Annotated in this window: 16 protein-coding genes; 12 read left to right on the top strand and 4 right to left on the bottom strand. The window is 29.6% G+C overall.

Going from position 1 to position 17,774, the window contains the following annotated elements; all coding sequences use genetic code 11:
- Positions 1–520, bottom strand: a 520-nt coding sequence (locus tag Q0T35_RS08050; RefSeq protein WP_295842187.1) for a hypothetical protein, incomplete at its 3' end; no start/stop codon positions are given.
- A gap of 367 nt (positions 521–887) precedes the next feature.
- On the opposite strand from Q0T35_RS08050, the gene Q0T35_RS08045 reads away from it, so the two are divergent.
- From Q0T35_RS08045 to Q0T35_RS08000, 10 genes are all read left to right on the top strand, one after another.
- Positions 888–1,193, top strand: coding sequence for a hypothetical protein (locus Q0T35_RS08045; RefSeq protein WP_293918799.1), 306 nt, complete (start codon positions 888–890; stop codon positions 1,191–1,193).
- Positions 1,194–1,395: 202 nt separating this feature from the next.
- Positions 1,396–3,153, top strand: a complete 1,758-nt coding sequence (gene mutL, locus Q0T35_RS08040; RefSeq protein ID WP_295842181.1) for a DNA mismatch repair endonuclease MutL — start codon at positions 1,396–1,398, stop codon at positions 3,151–3,153.
- 36 nt (positions 3,154–3,189) lie between these two features.
- Complete coding sequence (locus Q0T35_RS08035; RefSeq protein WP_293918796.1) at positions 3,190–3,969, top strand: rhomboid family intramembrane serine protease; 780 nt, start codon at positions 3,190–3,192, stop codon at positions 3,967–3,969.
- Between the two features lie 9 nt (positions 3,970–3,978).
- Entirely contained in the window at positions 3,979–4,890 is a 912-nt protein-coding gene (locus tag Q0T35_RS08030; RefSeq protein WP_295842170.1) for a rhomboid family intramembrane serine protease, read from the top strand.
- Positions 4,891–4,902: 12 nt separating this feature from the next.
- A complete protein-coding gene (locus Q0T35_RS08025) occupies positions 4,903–5,922 on the top strand; it encodes an endonuclease/exonuclease/phosphatase family protein (protein WP_293918792.1) in 1,020 nt (339 codons plus the stop codon).
- Between the two features lie 102 nt (positions 5,923–6,024).
- Positions 6,025–8,019, top strand: a complete 1,995-nt coding sequence (locus tag Q0T35_RS08020; protein WP_295842150.1) for a KUP/HAK/KT family potassium transporter — start codon at positions 6,025–6,027, stop codon at positions 8,017–8,019.
- A 21-nt stretch (positions 8,020–8,040) separates the two neighbouring features.
- Entirely contained in the window at positions 8,041–9,063 is a 1,023-nt protein-coding gene (gene galE, locus Q0T35_RS08015; RefSeq protein WP_293918788.1) for a UDP-glucose 4-epimerase GalE, read from the top strand.
- Between the two features lie 19 nt (positions 9,064–9,082).
- Positions 9,083–10,354 carry a serine hydroxymethyltransferase gene (gene glyA, locus Q0T35_RS08010; protein WP_295842140.1) on the top strand — a complete coding sequence of 424 codons (1,272 nt, stop codon included), beginning with the start codon at positions 9,083–9,085 and terminating at the stop codon, positions 10,352–10,354.
- 219 nt (positions 10,355–10,573) lie between these two features.
- Positions 10,574–12,343 carry a long-chain fatty acid--CoA ligase gene (locus Q0T35_RS08005; protein WP_295842119.1) on the top strand — a complete coding sequence of 590 codons (1,770 nt, stop codon included), beginning with the start codon at positions 10,574–10,576 and terminating at the stop codon, positions 12,341–12,343.
- Between the two features lie 70 nt (positions 12,344–12,413).
- On the top strand, positions 12,414–12,734 hold the full coding sequence (locus tag Q0T35_RS08000; RefSeq protein ID WP_295842109.1) for a DUF493 family protein: 321 nt from the start codon (positions 12,414–12,416) through the stop codon (positions 12,732–12,734).
- A gap of 214 nt (positions 12,735–12,948) precedes the next feature.
- On the opposite strand, the gene Q0T35_RS07995 is transcribed toward Q0T35_RS08000, so the two are convergent.
- The 3 genes from Q0T35_RS07995 to Q0T35_RS07985 form a co-directional block, all read right to left on the bottom strand.
- Entirely contained in the window at positions 12,949–13,620 is a 672-nt protein-coding gene (locus Q0T35_RS07995) for an ABC transporter ATP-binding protein (RefSeq protein ID WP_295842096.1), read from the bottom strand.
- Between the two features lie 28 nt (positions 13,621–13,648).
- Positions 13,649–15,310 (bottom strand): glycosyltransferase family 39 protein, encoded by a 1,662-nt coding sequence (locus Q0T35_RS07990; RefSeq protein ID WP_295842071.1) that lies wholly within the window; start codon positions 15,308–15,310, stop codon positions 13,649–13,651.
- A 131-nt stretch (positions 15,311–15,441) separates the two neighbouring features.
- Positions 15,442–16,491 carry a branched-chain amino acid aminotransferase gene (locus tag Q0T35_RS07985; RefSeq protein ID WP_293917329.1) on the bottom strand — a complete coding sequence of 350 codons (1,050 nt, stop codon included), beginning with the start codon at positions 16,489–16,491 and terminating at the stop codon, positions 15,442–15,444.
- Between the two features lie 94 nt (positions 16,492–16,585).
- Here Q0T35_RS07985 and mnmD point away from each other — a divergent pair, with 94 nt between their 5' ends.
- A complete protein-coding gene (mnmD, locus tag Q0T35_RS07980; RefSeq protein ID WP_295842063.1) occupies positions 16,586–17,257 on the top strand; it encodes a tRNA (5-methylaminomethyl-2-thiouridine)(34)-methyltransferase MnmD in 672 nt (223 codons plus the stop codon).
- Positions 17,245–17,679 carry an NUDIX hydrolase gene (locus Q0T35_RS07975; RefSeq protein ID WP_293917324.1) on the top strand — a complete coding sequence of 145 codons (435 nt, stop codon included), beginning with the start codon at positions 17,245–17,247 and terminating at the stop codon, positions 17,677–17,679. Before mnmD ends, Q0T35_RS07975 begins: the two co-directional genes overlap by 13 nt.
- The last annotated feature ends 95 nt before the right edge of the window (positions 17,680–17,774 follow it).

Raw genomic sequence — 17,774 nt, 5'->3', positions numbered from 1 at the left:
TTTGAGTATTTTTTCTGCTAACATCCATTCTGCTAACAGGATTTTGAGCGGTTTCCCCGCTGACATCCATTTTTCTTATGGAATTTTGAGTATTTTTTCTGCTAACATCCATTCTGCTAACAGGATTTTGAGCGGTTTCTCCGCTAACATCCATTCTGCTAACAGGGTTTTGGGCAGTTTCTCCGCTGACATCCATTCTTCGAACAGGATTTTGAGCAGTTTCTCCGCTAACATCCATTATTCGGACTGGGTTCTGGGCAGTTTCTCCGCTGACATCCATTCTTCGAACAGGGTTTTGGGCAGTTTCTCCGCTAACGTCTAAATATTGATAAGGCTTATCTACCATAACTTCATTGAAATACTCTTCATCATCTTTGTTATTAATAGTGAAAGAGTCGCCAATTTCATTATTCATAGACACGGGTTTCTTTGTTTGAGGAATGTCAGCATAATCGTCATTACATGAAATGATGAATAAATTTATAATTAAACTAAAAATAGGTAATGATATTTTTTTCATTTTTATATTAATCTTTTATTTAATAACTATTTATCTTTATATAAGTATCTTAGAAATTATTATTTTATAGGCATACTAGTAATTCTAAACAAAATAAAATGAATTTATTATATGTGGTCAGCATAATATAATAATTTGGAGAACTAAATAATTTCTCTAGATCTATTGATAGACTTTCCTTTTTTATTTCTTATTAGAATACATTTTGTACCTTTGTTGTTAAATAAACTTGTTTAAATGTGAGGCAAAGTAACTGATAATATAAAATAGAGTAAAGACAAAGCAAAGACTTTTTATAGACATGTTTTTATTCTTATTTATGATCAAGTTTTAAATGAAGTATCCTAAAATGAGTAGAAATTAATGTATGGGTTATAGAGTAACAATAGAAAAAATAGTCTGTACAGCCTTTAAAAAGGCTAAAAATGAATCGTTACATGTATTGAAAACACCTCTATCTAAACATATTTCTTCTAAGATAGAAAAAGAGTATAAAGCATGTATTAGTGAAAAAACCTTTGTAAGATACTACGATAAATATATAGAGGGAAAAGAAAAGGCCACAGGTGATCCTAATAGACATATATTAGATTTATTATGTAAATATATAGGTTTTGAAAACTTTGTAGATTTCTATAATAATGATAAAAATGGAAAAGTAAAAAACAAATAATATGATAGTTTGTTGTAATAAAATTATGCTGTTTTATTTTTTTTACATGAAATTTAATCATAGTTATCCTTGAAAAATTATAAATTTTTTAACGACTATAAAAGTGTAATGATATTACGTTAAAGTTCTTATAATCTATTTTATGTTTTATTTATTAGTATGATACGATGGGATTTATGATAGATTTAATAACTTTGTACTTATGCCTGATATAATACACTTACTCCCGGATAATGTATCCAATCAAATTGCGGCAGGAGAAGTAGTGCAAAGACCTTCTTCCGTGGTAAAAGAACTTTTAGAAAATGCTATTGATGCCAAAGCTAGTCAAATACAACTCATCATTAAAGAAGCAGGTCGTAATTTAATTCAAGTGGTTGATAATGGGATAGGAATGAGCGTAACTGATGCCAGAATGTCATTTGAAAGACATGCAACCTCAAAAATTAAAACTACTGAAGATATATTTCATATTTATACAAAAGGGTTTAGGGGGGAAGCATTAGCTTCTATTGCGGCTGTATCTCAAGTTGAACTAAAAACTCGTAAAGAAGAAGATGAGATTGGTACTCATATTATAATCGATGGAGGTGATTTGATTTCACAAGTTCCGATAAATACTAAAGTAGGTTCCTCTTTTCAAATTAAAAATCTATTTTTCAATGTACCGGCAAGAAGGAAATTCTTAAAGTCTAATTCGGTGGAATTCAGACATGTTTTAGATGAATTTCATAGAGTTGCCTTAGCACATGAAAATATTCAATTTCAATTATTTAATAATGATGAAGAAATACTTAGATTACGCTCGGGTAATTTAATGCAAAGAATTTCTGAAATTTTTGGTAGAAAAATTCAAAATCAACTTATCCCTATCTCAGAACAATTAGATTGGATAAAGCTGGGAGGGTTTATAGGTAAGCCCGAAAGTGCGAAAAAAGCTAGAGGAGAACAATTTTTCTTCGTTAATCATAGGTTTTTCAGATCATCTTATTTAAACAAAGCGGTACAAGATGCTTTTGAAGGATTAATTCCATCTCGTTTTTTACCTTCTTTTTTTCTTTATATTGATATCAATCCAGAACGAATTGATGTAAATATTCATCCAACAAAAACAGAAGTTAAGTTTGAAGATGAAGCTTCCATTTATGCATTATTGAGAACTGCTATAAAAAAATCTTTGGGTGTATATAATGTTGTTCCGAGTTTAGATTTTGATCAAAATCCTGATTGGAATTTCTCCCTCGCTAAAAAAGATAAGCCTATTGTTGAGCCCAAAATAAATATAAATTCATCATATAATCCCTTTGACAAAGTTTCAAATAGACCATCTCAAGCTGAAAAAATCAATTTAAACGAACTATATGCTTCATCCAGACAAGAAATTTTAACATCTGATTTATTTGATCTACCTTCTTTATCTATCGATGAATCTTCATTGTTGCGTTTATCAAATGGAAGATGGTTAACTGAAAAAGATTCCAATTTATGGATATTAGATCCTTATAGGATACATCAGACCGTTTTATATGAAAATCATTTAAAAAATTCAGAAGGTAATATATTAAGCCAACAATTACTCTTTCCTATTGAAAGACCTGTCTATGATCTTGAAAAAGAAAAATTAGACTCCATAAAAACTGCATTATTCGCTGAAGGATTGGATATGGAGGTTGAGAAGGATTTATTAACAATAACTGCAATACCTACAGATATTCCCCATGAAAAAATATTAGATTTGATAGATAATTTATTAAGTGAATTATCAGAACATTCTGAAGATGAATTTCCCATATTTTTTAGTAAAACTGTTTCAAAGGTTTCAGCAAGAAAAAGAACAGAATTTATCCATTCTCCCCAATTTTTACCTATATGGGAAAGCTTTATAGCTTTAGGATGTTCTAAATTAAATCCTTTCGGAAAGAAAAATTATGAAATAATAAATATTCCTAATTTCGATTAATATTTACCATTTCAAATTAATTAAACCATAAAAATAATGAATAGAACTATACCGACGGTAACTAAAAATCTTTTAATTTTAAATACTATATTCTTTATTGCTACCTATCTTTTATCTACTCAAGGAATAGACTTAACCGTACTATTCGGAGCTTATTTTCCATTATCACCTAATTTTCATTGGTATCAGATAATCTCCCATATGTTTATGCATGGAGGTTTTACACATTTTTTCTTTAATATGTTTTCGTTGTGGATGTTTGGTTCTGCTGTGGAACAATCGTTGGGTGCAAGAAAATATTTAATTCTGTATTTTGCATGTGGATTAGGAGCCTTTGCTTTGTTTAATATTGTTAATTATTTTGAATTTAAAAAAGTTTATGATTCTTTAGTTTCTGCTGATATCCCTCTGAATGAAATTGGAAATTATGCAAAATTAAGCTATAAAATAGTCAATAATAATATTCAGCAAAATGGAAGTGCATGGTTAAACACGCTACCACACAATACAGATTTCAATATAGCAAGTCAGCTTTATATAGACATGGTTACTCCAATGGTAGGCGCCAGTGGTGCTATATATGGAATTTTAGTTGCTTTTGGAGTTATGTTTCCAAACTCTGTGCTTATGATGATATTTCCTCCAATTCCGATGAAAGCAAAATATTTTATACCAATCATGGTTTTATTTGAGCTGTATTTAGGGATACAACAATCTCAAGGAGATAATGTAGCGCATTTCGCACATTTGGGTGGAGCGGTTTTTGGATACTTTATGACTCGCCATTGGATAAAAAACAGATATCGTTGGAATTAAACAGAACCTATGTATAAATATAAACAGATATTAAAATTAATAGATTATTATAAAAACGGAAGTGAAGGAGTTAAAATTATTTACATATCAATTGTATTTTCTTTTCTATATTGGCTAATAGATTTAATTTCAGTTAAGATATTCAATGTATCAATTTCCTACCTATTTTTATTGTCTGCCCATACGATTATACCTTATATATGGACTTTAATAACTTTTCCGTTTATTTATTATGATATTGTAGAGTTATTATTTGCTGCAATAATAATTTATTTTTCTGAAAAAAATTTTAGAATATATTTTAATGCTCATAGTTTTGTGAAATTTTTTGTTTGGGGAAATATAGTAGGAAGTATAACATTTTTATTATTTAGCTTGTTATTCGATCAAACTTACTATTTTTTACAAGGAGCTATGTTAGGAGTATATAGCTGTTTATTCGCTATAATATCATATAATCCGAAAATGCAAATCTCTCTTTTTCCTTTACCTTTTCAAATACCTCTTTATGGTTTGGGAATAATAGTAATATTCCTTGATTTTATTAACCTTTTAACTCATAATAATATAATCGGAATATTTGTGTCAAGGTTAGCTGCTGCAGCTTTTGGATTTTATTATATGAAATTTTTTCAAAAAGGTAATGATTTTCTCATATATCCTATTCCGGATTTTAGTTCTTTTAAAAAGAAAATTAACGAATTTTTCAATAAAAGAGTTAAGTCTAAATTTAGAATTGAAAAAAACGAACAAGAATTTAAAAAATCATCTTATTCCAGACCTTTGTCCGATGAAGAATTTAACATAAAAAAAATTGAAAAACAAAAGCAAATAGATTTTATATTAGATAAAATATCTAAAAGTGGATATAATAGTTTAACGAAGCTGGAAAAGGAATTTCTATTCAATTCTTCGAAATGAAAAAAAAATTTAATGATATTAAGTAAGACTAAAATAGTAAGTAATATCCTTCTTGTAATGCATTGCATTATAGCTCTGTTATTATGTTTAGTATTCTTAAATAAATTTGTTGAGCCCAAAACTTTTCCATATTTCGAGCTGATAGCTCTATTATATCCTATATTACTTGCTGTTCACCTTATATTTACTGTGGTATGGTTACTAAAAAGGGAAATTGTTTTTGTGCCATTTTTCATCTTTACATTATTTCTATTATTTCCCTTAAAAAAATATATTCATTTTGAAAATAATTTTAAACGGGAAATTAGTTCCAAAGATCTCAAGATAATGACTTATAACGTAAAATATGCAAACAATAACAAAGATCTGTATGCATTAGAAAATTATATCCTAAAAGAAAATATAGATATTGCATTTTTTCATGAAATTTATACAAGGCAGTGGAGATCAAAGGAGAATTTTTTAGCGGATAGATATAATGCGACTTTTGATCTGATAGGAATATCATCAAAATTTCCCATCATAAATAAGCAGAAAATTATTCTGCCCGGAAACGCATTTGCTTGTATGGTAGATGTACAAAAAGAACAAGATATAATAAGATGCATTAGCATATATTTAGAACCCATGTATCTCAATAAAAATATTTTTAAAGCTCATAAACTACAAGAAGCTAAAAATAACTATGAAATGTTGATGGATAAATTAACGACAGGATTTAAAAAACATGAAGTGCAAGTAGATTTATTGGCCAAATACATAAAAGATTCACCTTATCCGGTAATTGTATGTGGAGATTTGAATTCAGTACCTTTATCCTATGAATATTTTACAATAAAAAAAGATTTGAATGATGTTTTTGAAGAATGTGGAAAAGGATTCGGATGGACATTTTATGATTATTATTACCCAATAAGAATAGATTATATTTTTGCAAGTGAAAGCTTTAAATCTAAACGTTGTTACGTAGATAAAACAGTTAACTATTCTGATCATTATCCAGTTCTTGCAATTCTTCAGTTGGGGAATTAGCTAAGACCCTGGATTATTTTCATTAAATTAACAGTATATAAAAAAAATTAACCTAAAAAAAATATAACTTTGTACATGAGTAGTAAATTAAAATAACTAATTGTGCAGCAGAATGATTCTAAGAAATCTAAACTTACTTTTATAGGTTTAGTAGTTACCATCGGAATTGTATTTGGAGATATAGGGACTTCGCCATTATATGTAATGAGAGCTATAGTTGCCGCTAATCATACCGATCATATATCTGAAGATTTTATCATAGGGGCCTTGTCTTGTATAATATGGACTCTAACCTTGCAAACCACTCTTAAATATGTAGTAATTGCCTTAAGAGCAGATAATAACGGTGAAGGGGGGATATTAGCATTGTATTCGTTAGTCAAAAAGATGAAAAATAAATGGTTGTATATCATAGCAATCTTAGGAGCTGCAACTTTAGTTTCGGACGGAGTTATTACCCCATCGATGACAATCATGACTGCAGTGGAAGGGCTTAAAAACTATAATCCTAACACTGAAGTTATACCTATAACCATTTTTATACTTATAGTTCTTTTTGTGGTTCAACAATTTGGAACACAATCTATAGGTAAATTTTATGGACCAATAATGACATTGTGGTTTATAATGTTATTAATATTAGGAAGTATTCATTTTATACCTAATTTATATGTAATAAAAGCTATAAATCCTTATTATGCTGTTAAACTGATGCTTATTGTAAGTGACAGTGCACAGACCGCATTAGAAGCAAAGCATATGATATTACTTATTATGGGGGCTGTTTTTTTATGTACAACAGGAGCAGAAGCATTATATTCTGACTTAGGGCATTGTGGAATTAAAAACATTAGAATCAGTTGGATCTTCGTAAAAATTTGTTTAATAATCAATTATCTTGGACAGGGAGCATGGATTTTATCACATCCACAGGAGGCTGCAAGTGGGGGGAATCCATTTTTTAAAATGATGCCTGACAACTTTGTCATCATTGGAGTCGTTATGGCAACCTTAGCGGCAATCATAGCTAGTCAGGCATTAATTACAGGTTCTTATACCATATTTAGTGAGGCAATGTCTTTAAATTTTTGGCCAAGACAAAAAATTGAATATCCTACTCATGAAAAAGGTCAAATGTATGTTCCGGCAATAAACTGGGGTTTATTAACATCCTGCATTTTTATCGTTCTCTATTTTAAAGAATCCTCAAAAATGGAGGCCGCTTATGGGCTAGCTATAACCATAACCATGCTAATGACCACTATTTTGCTTCTCTATTATCTTTACAGTAAAAAAGTTAATGTTTTTTTCATATTAATCTTTGCAATAATATATTTCATTATAGAAGGAGGATTTTTTTATGCTAATGTATTGAAATTCGAAGAGGGAGGCTGGATCACCATGATGTTAGCAGGTATGATAGCATTTAGTATGTACATATGGTATAACGGTCGAAAACTTAAAAATAAATATGTACAATATGTAAATATTAAACCCTATTTACCTATTATACAAGATATGAAAACAGATAACCATATCTCGAAGTATTCCACCAATTTGGTTTATATCAGTAGAGCAGGTAAAGCTGAGGAAATAGAAGCAAAAATAGTATTTTCAATTATAAACAAAAATCCAAAGCGAGCAGATTATTATTGGTTTCTTAGAGTTGAAAACGATACGAACCCCTATACTTTCGAATATGATGTATTAGAACTAATACCCAATACTTTATATAAAATTAATTTCAAGCTTGGATTTAAAGTTGTTCCTTTAATAAATATTTATTTTAGCCAGGTTCTTGAAGATTTAAAAATTTCGGGAAAATTAGATTTATCGAGTAATTATCCTTCTTTAAAAAAATACGATATTCCGGCAGATTTTAAGTATATTCTTATTGATAGAGTCTTTAATCAAGAATATTTGTTTTCATTAAAAGAAAGATTTATCTTAAGATTTTATAATATGGTCAAACATATTGGAATATCCGATACTGCTGCATTAGGACTCGATACCTATAATGTTGAAATAGAAGAAGTTCCTATGCTTACTGACGTTATATATAAAAGTAGAATAAAAAGAGCAAAAATTTATAAATAAATAATACTTAATTAATGACATATGGGTAAAAATAAAATAATAGTATCAGGAGGACTAGGATTTATAGGCTCTCATACGGTAGTTGAATTAATACAATCAGGATTTGATCCGATCATTATAGATGATTTAAGTAATTCGGAATTATTTATATTAGATAGAATTAAAGAAATCACGGGGATCAAACCTAAATTCTATCCATATGATTTATGTGATTATAAGAAATTAGAATCTGTTTTTTCGGAAAATAAAAATGTTTCAGCATGTATTCATTTTGCAGCAAAAAAAGCTGTAGGAGAATCTATGGAAATTCCTCTTACCTATTATAGAACGAATTTAGTCTCTCTAATGAATATTTTGGAGATTATGAAAAATTTCAAAGTAGGAAAATTTGTTTTTTCATCTTCAGCTACTGTTTACGGACAGCCGATAGAATTGCCAGTAACCGAGGAATCTCCCACACAAAAAGCTTTATCTTCTTATGGAAGTACTAAACAAATGGCAGAAGACATCTTAGAGAAAGTTTCAGCTACAAAATGGTTGCAGGTATTATCTTTAAGATATTTTAATCCGGTAGGTGCTCATCCATCCTCATTAATAGGAGAGTTGCCGAGAGGAATTCCCAGTAATTTGATGCCTTTCGTAACACAAACAGCTATAGGGATTAGAAAAGAATTAACAGTTTACGGTAATAATTATAATACCGCTGATGGTACTTGTATAAGAGACTATATTCATGTTGTTGATTTAGCCAAGGCACATGTGAATGCTTGCGAATATCTTCTTGCAGGAAAAAACATATCATCCTTTGAAACATTCAACATAGGAACAGGAGTCGGAAATTCTGTATTAGAGATAATTCAGACTTTTGAAAAAGTTAATGAAATTAAAGTCCCTTATACTATTGGAGAAAGGAGAAAAGGAGATGTTGAAAGCATCTATGCTAATTGCGATAAAGCTAATCGAATTTTAAGATGGAAAGCCCAATACACCGTAGAAGAAATGGTTAAAGATGCATGGAATTGGGAGAAAACATATAGAAAATAAACTAAAATATACCTAAGTTATGGAGTCAAAAAAAATATTCGAATTAATCGAAAAGGAAAAGCAAAGACAAACTAAAGGATTAGAACTAATAGCTTCAGAAAATTTTGTAAGTAATGAAGTGATGAAGGCTGCCGGTTCTGTATTAACTAATAAGTATGCAGAGGGATATCCCGGAAGACGTTATTATGGAGGATGTGAAATTATAGATCAAATAGAAGAAATTGCTATAGAAAGTGCCAAAAAATTATTTGGGGCAGCTTATGTCAATGTACAGCCACATTCAGGGGCACAAGCAAATGCAGCAGTATTTCTTGCTTGTTTAAAGCCTGGTGATAAAGTAATGGGATTAGATCTCGCACATGGAGGGCATCTTACCCATGGCTCTCCCGTTAATTTTTCAGGATTAAATTACGATCCGGTTTTTTATAAAGTAAATAAAGAAGATGGAAGGATAAACTATGAAGATATGATGGCTACAGCAAGGAGAGAAAAGCCAAAAATGATTATAGTAGGGGCCTCTGCATATTCAAGAGATTTTAATTATAAGAAATTTAGGGAAGTTGCAGATGAAATTGGTGCGATTTTAATAGCTGATATCTCTCATCCGGCAGGATTAATAGCGAAAGGAATATTAAGTGATCCTTTACCCTATTGTCATATAGTCACTACAACTACTCACAAAACTCTTCGAGGTACAAGAGGAGGAATGATTATGCTGGGGAAAGATTTCGAAAATCCATTTGGATATAAAACACCAAAAGGAGATATAAAAATGATGTCACAAGTATTAGATGGGGCAGTATTTCCTGGTACGCAAGGGGGGCCTTTAGAACACATAATTGCTGCAAAGGCAATTACATTTATCGAGGCGCTTAGTGATGAGTTTCTTGTATATGCTCATCAAGTGGTGAAAAATGCACAAGTTTTATCAAAATCATTGATTGAAAGAGGTTTTGAAATTATATCAGGAGGTACAGATAATCATTTAATGTTAATTGATTTACATAATAAAAATATTACGGGTAAAGTAGCTGAAAAAGTTTTAGAAAAGGCAGATATAACTTGTAATAAAAACATGATTCCTTATGATGACAGAAGTCCTTTCATCACCTCAGGAATTAGATTTGGAACTGCAGCTGTTACCACCAGAGGGCTTAAAGAAAACGATATGATAAAAATTGCTGATTTTGTTAATGAAGTTATTGATAATCCTGAAAATGATAAGGTTTTAAATAAGGTAAGAGAAGAAGTGAATTCTCTTATGGATTCAAGACCTTTATTTAATTGGTAATCTAAAAATCGAAATCTGGTAATTATTAAGACAATTGAAAATATGGAAGCTAAATAAATTATATTACTCGTGAATTTGAATTAATTTCCATATTTATTATAATAGATATTATTTATAATTATATTTATTTTTATTTTATATTGATATATTGACATGAAAAATGGTTTTTGCAAAAATGTTATTTTTTTTGTATTTTTCGCATTTTAAAATATTAAAAAAATGAAAGTCACTAGGCTATTTGACATTATATATTATCAATTACGAAATAGACCGATTGATGTCTCAATTTCAACCAAAAAAAATGGTAGTTGGGAGAAAATTTCCACACAATCGCTAATAGATCAGGTAAACCAGGTAAGTAGAGGTCTTTTAAATTATGGGATAAAACCTGAGGATAGAATAGCTTTAATTACTTCAGTAAATAGATCTGAATGGTTGATAATGGATTTAGCAATACAGCAAATTGGAGCAGTAAGTGTTCCTATCTATCCTACGATGAGTGATGATGATTTGACGTTCATTTTGAACAACAGTGAGTCTAAATTTTGTCTTGTGTCAGATAAAAAAATATATGATAAAGTACATAATATAAAAGATCAATGCCCAACTATAACTAGCCTATTTACTTTTGATGAGATAGAAGGCACATTAAACTGGAATGAAATTAAAAAGAAGGGAGAAGAACCCTCCAACCAGCAAGAAGTTGAAAATTTAAAAAATTCTATCGAACCCGATAGATGGGTAACATTGATTTATACGTCAGGAACTACAGGAAGACCTAAAGGTGTAATGCTGTCACATAAAAATATATTAACTAATGTGCTAGATTGTCACGTTAGGTTTGTGATGGAGAATGATGAAAAATTTAGAATTTTAAGCATCCTCCCTATCTGCCATATTTTAGAAAGAATGGTTGATTATGTTTTTATGTATAAGTCTTATGGGATATACTTTGCAGAAAGTATAGATAAATTAGCATCCAATTTTCAAGAAGTCAAACCAGATGTAATATTGGTAGTTCCTAGAATAGTAGAAAAATTATACGCATCGATTTATAATAAAGGAACTTCAGGAGGATGGTTAAAGAAGCAGATATTTTTATGGGCACTTAGTGTAGCTAAAAAATTTGAGCCTTTCAAACCAGTGAGCCTTTCCCATAAAATAGCAGATTTTTTAGTATTTAAAAAGTGGAGAGAAGCAGTAGGAAATAATTTGCAATTAATTATATGCGGAAGTGCTGCCTTATCTGAGAATTTATGCAGAATTTTTAATGCTGCCGGATTAAAAATTTCCGAGGGATATGGAATGACGGAAACCTCTCCGGTTATAACTGTAAACGGAAGAACGAAAGATTTATTCTGTTTAGGCACAGTAGGCCCCTTATTAAATAGCTGTAAAGTGAAGATTGCTGAGGACGGAGAAATATTAACGAAAGGTTCTAATGTGTTTTTAGGTTATTATAAAGATGAAGAAAAAACAAGAGAGATTTATACTGATGACGGATGGTTGAAAACCGGAGATATTGGCTACTTAAAAGACGGATTTTTAAAAATTACGGATAGAAAAAAAGAAATATTTAAGACTTCAGGAGGAAAATATATCATACCTCAGATAACCGAAAATAATTTAAAACAATCTAGATTTATAGGAGAGGCAATGGTTGTAGGTGATGGTGAAAAAATGCCATGCGCGCTAATACAACCTGATTTTGAATTTATTATTAAATATATTAAGTATAAAAATCTACATATGAATACTACGATTTCTCCTGAAGAAATTGTAAAAAATAAGGTTATTAGAGAGAGAATAATGCAGGATGTTGAAAAAGTAAACAAATTATTAGGTAAATGGGAACAAATTAAAAAGATTGAGCTTACTCCAACGGTTTGGTCTGTGGAAAGTGGTGAATTAACCCCTACATTGAAATTAAAAAGAAAATATATTAAAGAAAAATATATCAATCTATATAATAAGCTATATGACAGATAAATTTATACTCTTATTAAGCTATTTTGTCATAATTTTTATTTGGCTTTAGTTTTGCTTTTATGGAATTATTATGAAAAACAATGACAATATAAAAATATTTGCAAATAAAAGTGAAAATCCTGACGATTTTTATATAAGATTTAAGGAGCAATTAGATACAGGGCATCATTTCCCCGGAAATTATATGTTTAAATTTATTATTCCGACAGAAAGCAAAAAAATAGCTCAATTGCATAAAATTTTTGACCATAGTGGAGCTTCTTTTTCTATCAAAGAAAGTAAAAATAGAAAATATACTAGTATCACTGTAAATATATACGCTATTGACGCTCAATCAGTTGTAGAATATTATAAAGAGGCTAGTACTCTAGAAGGAATAGTAATGTTGTAAAATTAGTAATGTAAAAATTATAACTCAAATCATCAGAAAAACTTTTCTGATGATTTTTATTTTTCAAGAAGCTAAAGCCAATTAAATTTGCTTTTACTCTTAAATTTAATAATCTTTCTATTACTCAAAATAGATTCAATAAATGGTTAATGAATGCTCATATACATAATTAGATAGTGAAATGTATAAAAATTACAAAACTAATTACACTATATTATTCGTTCACTATTGTACCGTCTTTCATAAGAAGGCTTCTGTCAGCCATAGATGCAAGATGAGGATTATGGGTAACAATTATAAAGGTTTGATTAAATTCTTTTCTTAATTGATAAAAAAGTTGATGTAAGTCCTCAGCATTTGAAGAATCAAGATTTCCGGACGGTTCATCCGCTAAAATAATTTTAGGGTTATTCATTAATGCTCTAGCGACAGAAACTCTTTGCTGTTCTCCCCCTGATAATTCTCTTGGCTTATGTTCTAGCCGATGAGATAATCTAAGATAACTTAATAAATCTTTAGCTTTATCAACAAGTTTCGATTTCGATTTTCCTGCTATCATTCCAGGAAGCATTACATTTTCTAAAGCAGTAAATTCTGGGAATAATTGATGAAATTGAAAAATAAATCCTATATTTTGATTTCTGAATAAAGAGAGTTCCTTATCTCGTAATTGGGTTATAGGAAGATTATCGATTTCAATAATACTATGGTATCTATCCGGATTAGAGGGTTTATCTAATGTTCCTATAATTTGTAAAAGAGTTGATTTACCCGCTCCCGATTCTCCTACTATTGTAACAATTTCCCCTTTTTTAATATGTAAAGAAACACCTTTTAAAACCTCAAGAGTTCCGAAAGATTTATGTATATTTTGAATAAGTACCATATAATATTTTATCAAAAATAATAAAAAATTAATGAATAACTATACTCATTTCATTAGAGATAATTTTTCCGGATATTCCGTAAGGTTTCAAAATAATATAAATTTTATAATCTCCCTGAGGAATTTGAGATACATCTATATAAATAGTATTTTCAAAAGTACTTTTAGCTGGAAGTATAATTGTATCATCGATAGAAATAATATTTTGTAGCTCAAAAGTTTTATCTTTTATAAATAAAAATGCAATTTCCTGATTCATTTCTTTTCCTAAATGAATTTCAGTATCATAAGGATTTTTCCATTTTATATCAAGAGTTTGAGTTAGATCTTCAGAAGATAAATTTGTCGGATAAACTGTACAGCTAATTTTAGGATAAGAATGGAAGTCTTCAACTGTTTTATAAAATTCGTTCTTTCCTTCTTCATCAAAAAGAAAATTAGAAGAGATATTCTCTAATCCGAAGAATGTAATTGTTTTCCCTTGAATTTTTTGCTCAGAATTCCATAAATCATATTGAGAGAATCTATGTATATATACTTGTAAACAACAAGAAGGAAGGTTCGTATAATAATTATATAAAGATGCCTTTTGATAGCGTTCAAAAACGGCTATACCCTCATTCACTTCCTTGGCTTCTAAAACAAATTGCTTTAATTTATACATAGGTGTTTTATGTATAATGGTAGGAAAAAATAAACAGATTCTTACTATAAATAATATAATAATGTAAGCAAAAGAGAGCCGAATTATTTGAAAATTCTCTTTTTCTTTAAAGGTTAAGTAGGTTAAAGGAATTAAAGAAATAAATATAATTAAATTCCACTGGGGTTGGATTACCCTTGTGAATGAAAAAATACTAAAAAAAAGGATGGCTCCCAAACAAGACCATTTTAAAGATTTTGTCCAAGATAATTTTTTATCCGAAGGTAATAAAATACTTTTTCCATAAAAATATATAAGTAAAGGATTTCCTATTAAAAGAATGCCGAGTATCCATTTTATAAAGGGATAATTTATAGATTTTTTCTTGGCCCTTTCAAAAAGATGATATTTGATAGTAACCCAATCGTGAGTATATTGCCAGTATAAATGAGGTGAAAATAGAAGTAGAGATATGAATAGACTAAAATAAAACCATTTACTCCTTAAAAGTGAGGAAATAAAAGGTAGAAATGTTAAAGTAATAAGTAAAGCACCATGATATTTAGAATACATCATAAGAGCCATAGCTATACCCAAAAGTAATGAATTTATAAGAGTTTGCTTTTCAGTAAAAGCTTTCCATCTCCATATAAAGATAGAACTGAATAACAATAAAGGCGTATCAGGAGTGGAGATGAATCCTAATGTTTGAAAAAATCCGACAGACCCAAAAAGACCTAAAAACAAATAATTTTCTTGTAAAGTTTTAGGCTTAAGAATTATCAGCCAAATTATATAAACACTTAAGGAGGATAGAATAGAGAGCATTCTTACCCCCAATGATCCTTGTACAAGAAAATAGCCGATCTTGATAAATAAGGCAATCATAGGAGGATGATCGAAATATCCGAAATCCAGATGTTTAGACCACACCCAGTAATAAGCTTCATCATCAATTAAGGGAAGTGTTATGGATTGAAATATATTTAGTATGAATAATATACTTATAAATAATGCTTGGATTTTGTATGTGCTGGTTAATTTCATTAGAATTATTTATAATGTGTAAAATTATAATTAAATATTAATCCATATATATATATATAAAACTTCTGGATCACAGTTGTGCCAGAAGTCAGTATTATACAGATATATTCTATTAAAAAAATAGAATAATCTTATACTTTATATCTCCACCCAAATGGATCCTCTAGTTCGTTTGTTTGAATTCCTACCAGTTGCTTTTTAAGAAAAACAGCATAACTATCTTCATCAGATAATTGAGGCAATTCCATAATCGTATCCTTATAACCTAAGTGAGAATATCTTGATATAACAACTGCCGTACCACATCCGAAAATTTCTTTTAAATTACCATCTTGATATGCTTTTACTATATTATCTACAGATATTCTTTCTTCAATTATATTTAGATTATGATGTTTGGCCAGCTTTACCAGACTGTCTCTGGTTATACCGCTTAATATTGTTGTCGAAGTAGGAGGAGTATAAATGGTATCTCCAATTCTTACCATAACATTCATAGTACCGGATTCTTCAAAATAGCTATGACTTTTACTATCCGTCCAGATAACCTGATCGAAACCGTCTTTATTAGCTAATGCAGTTGGATAAAATGATGCTCCATAATTACCTGCACATTTGGTAAAACCAACCCCACCATCAACAGCGCGAGTATAATAATCTTCAATCTTAATTTTTAAGGGTTTATCATAATAAATTCCAGCTGGGGAAGTCATTATCGCAAAAGTATATTTCTTAGATATTCTAGCAGAAAACATTTCCTCAGAAGCGTACATTACCGGACGAATATATAAAGAAATTCCAGGCTTAGTAGGAATCCATCCACGATCTAGGTCTATTAAAGCATACAATCCGTCTAAAAAAATTTCTTTTGGAATTTCAGGCATAGCAAGACGAACTGCAGATTTATTAAATCTCTCAAAATTATTTTCCGGGCGGAATAAAAATACCTCATTGTTTTTATCCTTATAAGCTTTCATCCCTTCAAAAATAGCTTGTCCATAATGAAGCGCCATTAAAGCAGGTGAATAATTCATCGATCCATATGGCATAATAACCGGTTCTCCCCATTTTCCATTTTCGTATTCACATATCAGCATATGATCGGAAATGTTCGCGCCAAACGGAGAATTATTTGGATCTATTTTATCTAATCGAGAATTTGCTATTTTATTTATTTTCATTACTTAATTATGATTACTTATCATCTTCAAAATTAATAAATAAATCATTTGATAGAATAAAAAGAGTTGTAATTTTGAGATGGATTATAATTTTATGCTGAAAAGAACTATTATAAATACGTTAGAAGGAACCAAAACTATACAGATTCCCGAATGGAATGAAACCTATCATTCTCGTCATGGTATTTTGCAAGAAGCTCAACATGTTTTTATTTCAAATGGATTAGAAAAGATAAATGTACCTGTGATTTCAATTCTTGAAATGGGATTTGGAACAGGATTAAATGCTTTATTAACATTACATGAGGCTCTAGAAAAAAGCATGAAAATTAGCTATTACACATTAGAGAAATACCCACTTACTATGGATGAAATCAATCAATTACAGTACGGATCCATACTTAATTCAGAAAAAACTGAAGAATATTATAGATTGCTTCATAAAGCTGAATGGGGAGTAAATACCCATCTCTGCGAAAATTTTAGTATAATTAAATATCAAACAGATTTTAAAAACTTGAAAGACTTACCGATATCAAATATAAATTTGGTTTATTATGATGCATTTGGAGCAAGAGTACAGCCCGAGTTATGGGAAGTAAACATATTTAAAAGCATATATGATACGATGACATCGGGAGGGCTTTTAACCACTTATTCCAGTAAAGGAAGTGCTCGTAGAGCAATGCAGAGTGTTGGTTTTGAGGTTGAAAAGTTAATAGGTCCCAAGGGTAAAAGAGAAATGGTCAATGCATGGAAAAGATAAATAAATTAAATGTACGAGTATATGCGCTATTAATGAAAGATAATAGCCTTATGTTTTTAAATGAAATGTACGCCGGTAAACAATTACTTAAATTACCGGGAGGTGGATTGGAACTAGGAGAGGGTACCATACAAACACTGGAGAGAGAATTTAAAGAAGAATTGAATTTAGACGTTACCGTAAAAGAACATTTTTATACACAGGATTTTTTCCTGGAATCGGAATTGACGCCGGAAAGTCAGCTACTTACTATTTATTATAAAGTAGATTGTCAAGATTTTTCAAATTTAAAAATTATAGAAAAATCAATAAAAGAAGTGGTTTGGATTCCTTTGGAAACTATTGAGTTAGATAAGATTCCACTACCTATTGATAAAATTGTAATTAAAAAGTTACTCCAAAAAAACTCCTTTAGTATTTAGAATGATTTTACCGATTATATTAATTTATTCTAAATATAAATTCTTTAAAATCAGTTATTTAGAATAAATCTTTAAATCTTAATTTATAATTTTGT

The sequence above is a fragment of the uncultured Apibacter sp. genome, assembly GCF_946479295.1.
Lineage (GTDB): Bacteria > Bacteroidota > Bacteroidia > Flavobacteriales > Weeksellaceae > Apibacter.
The sequence above is the reverse complement of the archived record's forward strand: the minus strand, read 5'-3'. Positions and strand labels throughout refer to the sequence as shown.

Excerpts from the sequence above, each read along its gene's own strand:
- galE (WP_293918788.1), top strand. The coding sequence starts at position 8,041 with ATGGGTAAAAATAAAATAATAGTATCAGGAGGACTAGGATTTATAGGC.
- Q0T35_RS07995 (WP_295842096.1), bottom strand. The coding sequence starts at position 13,620 with ATGGTACTTATTCAAAATATACATAAATCTTTCGGAACTCTTGAGGTT.
- Q0T35_RS07985 (WP_293917329.1), bottom strand. The coding sequence starts at position 16,491 with ATGAAAATAAATAAAATAGCAAATTCTCGATTAGATAAAATAGATCCA.
- mnmD (WP_295842063.1), top strand. The coding sequence starts at position 16,586 with ATGCTGAAAAGAACTATTATAAATACGTTAGAAGGAACCAAAACTATA.
- Q0T35_RS08035 (WP_293918796.1), top strand. The coding sequence starts at position 3,190 with ATGAATAGAACTATACCGACGGTAACTAAAAATCTTTTAATTTTAAAT.
- Q0T35_RS08025 (WP_293918792.1), top strand. The coding sequence starts at position 4,903 with ATGATATTAAGTAAGACTAAAATAGTAAGTAATATCCTTCTTGTAATG.
- mutL (WP_295842181.1), top strand. The coding sequence starts at position 1,396 with ATGCCTGATATAATACACTTACTCCCGGATAATGTATCCAATCAAATT.
- Q0T35_RS07975 (WP_293917324.1), top strand. The coding sequence starts at position 17,245 with ATGGAAAAGATAAATAAATTAAATGTACGAGTATATGCGCTATTAATG.
- Q0T35_RS08000 (WP_295842109.1), top strand. The coding sequence starts at position 12,414 with ATGAAAAACAATGACAATATAAAAATATTTGCAAATAAAAGTGAAAAT.
- Q0T35_RS08005 (WP_295842119.1), top strand. The coding sequence starts at position 10,574 with ATGAAAGTCACTAGGCTATTTGACATTATATATTATCAATTACGAAAT.
- Q0T35_RS08030 (WP_295842170.1), top strand. The coding sequence starts at position 3,979 with ATGTATAAATATAAACAGATATTAAAATTAATAGATTATTATAAAAAC.
- Q0T35_RS07990 (WP_295842071.1), bottom strand. The coding sequence starts at position 15,310 with ATGAAATTAACCAGCACATACAAAATCCAAGCATTATTTATAAGTATA.
- Q0T35_RS08045 (WP_293918799.1), top strand. The coding sequence starts at position 888 with ATGGGTTATAGAGTAACAATAGAAAAAATAGTCTGTACAGCCTTTAAA.
- glyA (WP_295842140.1), top strand. The coding sequence starts at position 9,083 with ATGGAGTCAAAAAAAATATTCGAATTAATCGAAAAGGAAAAGCAAAGA.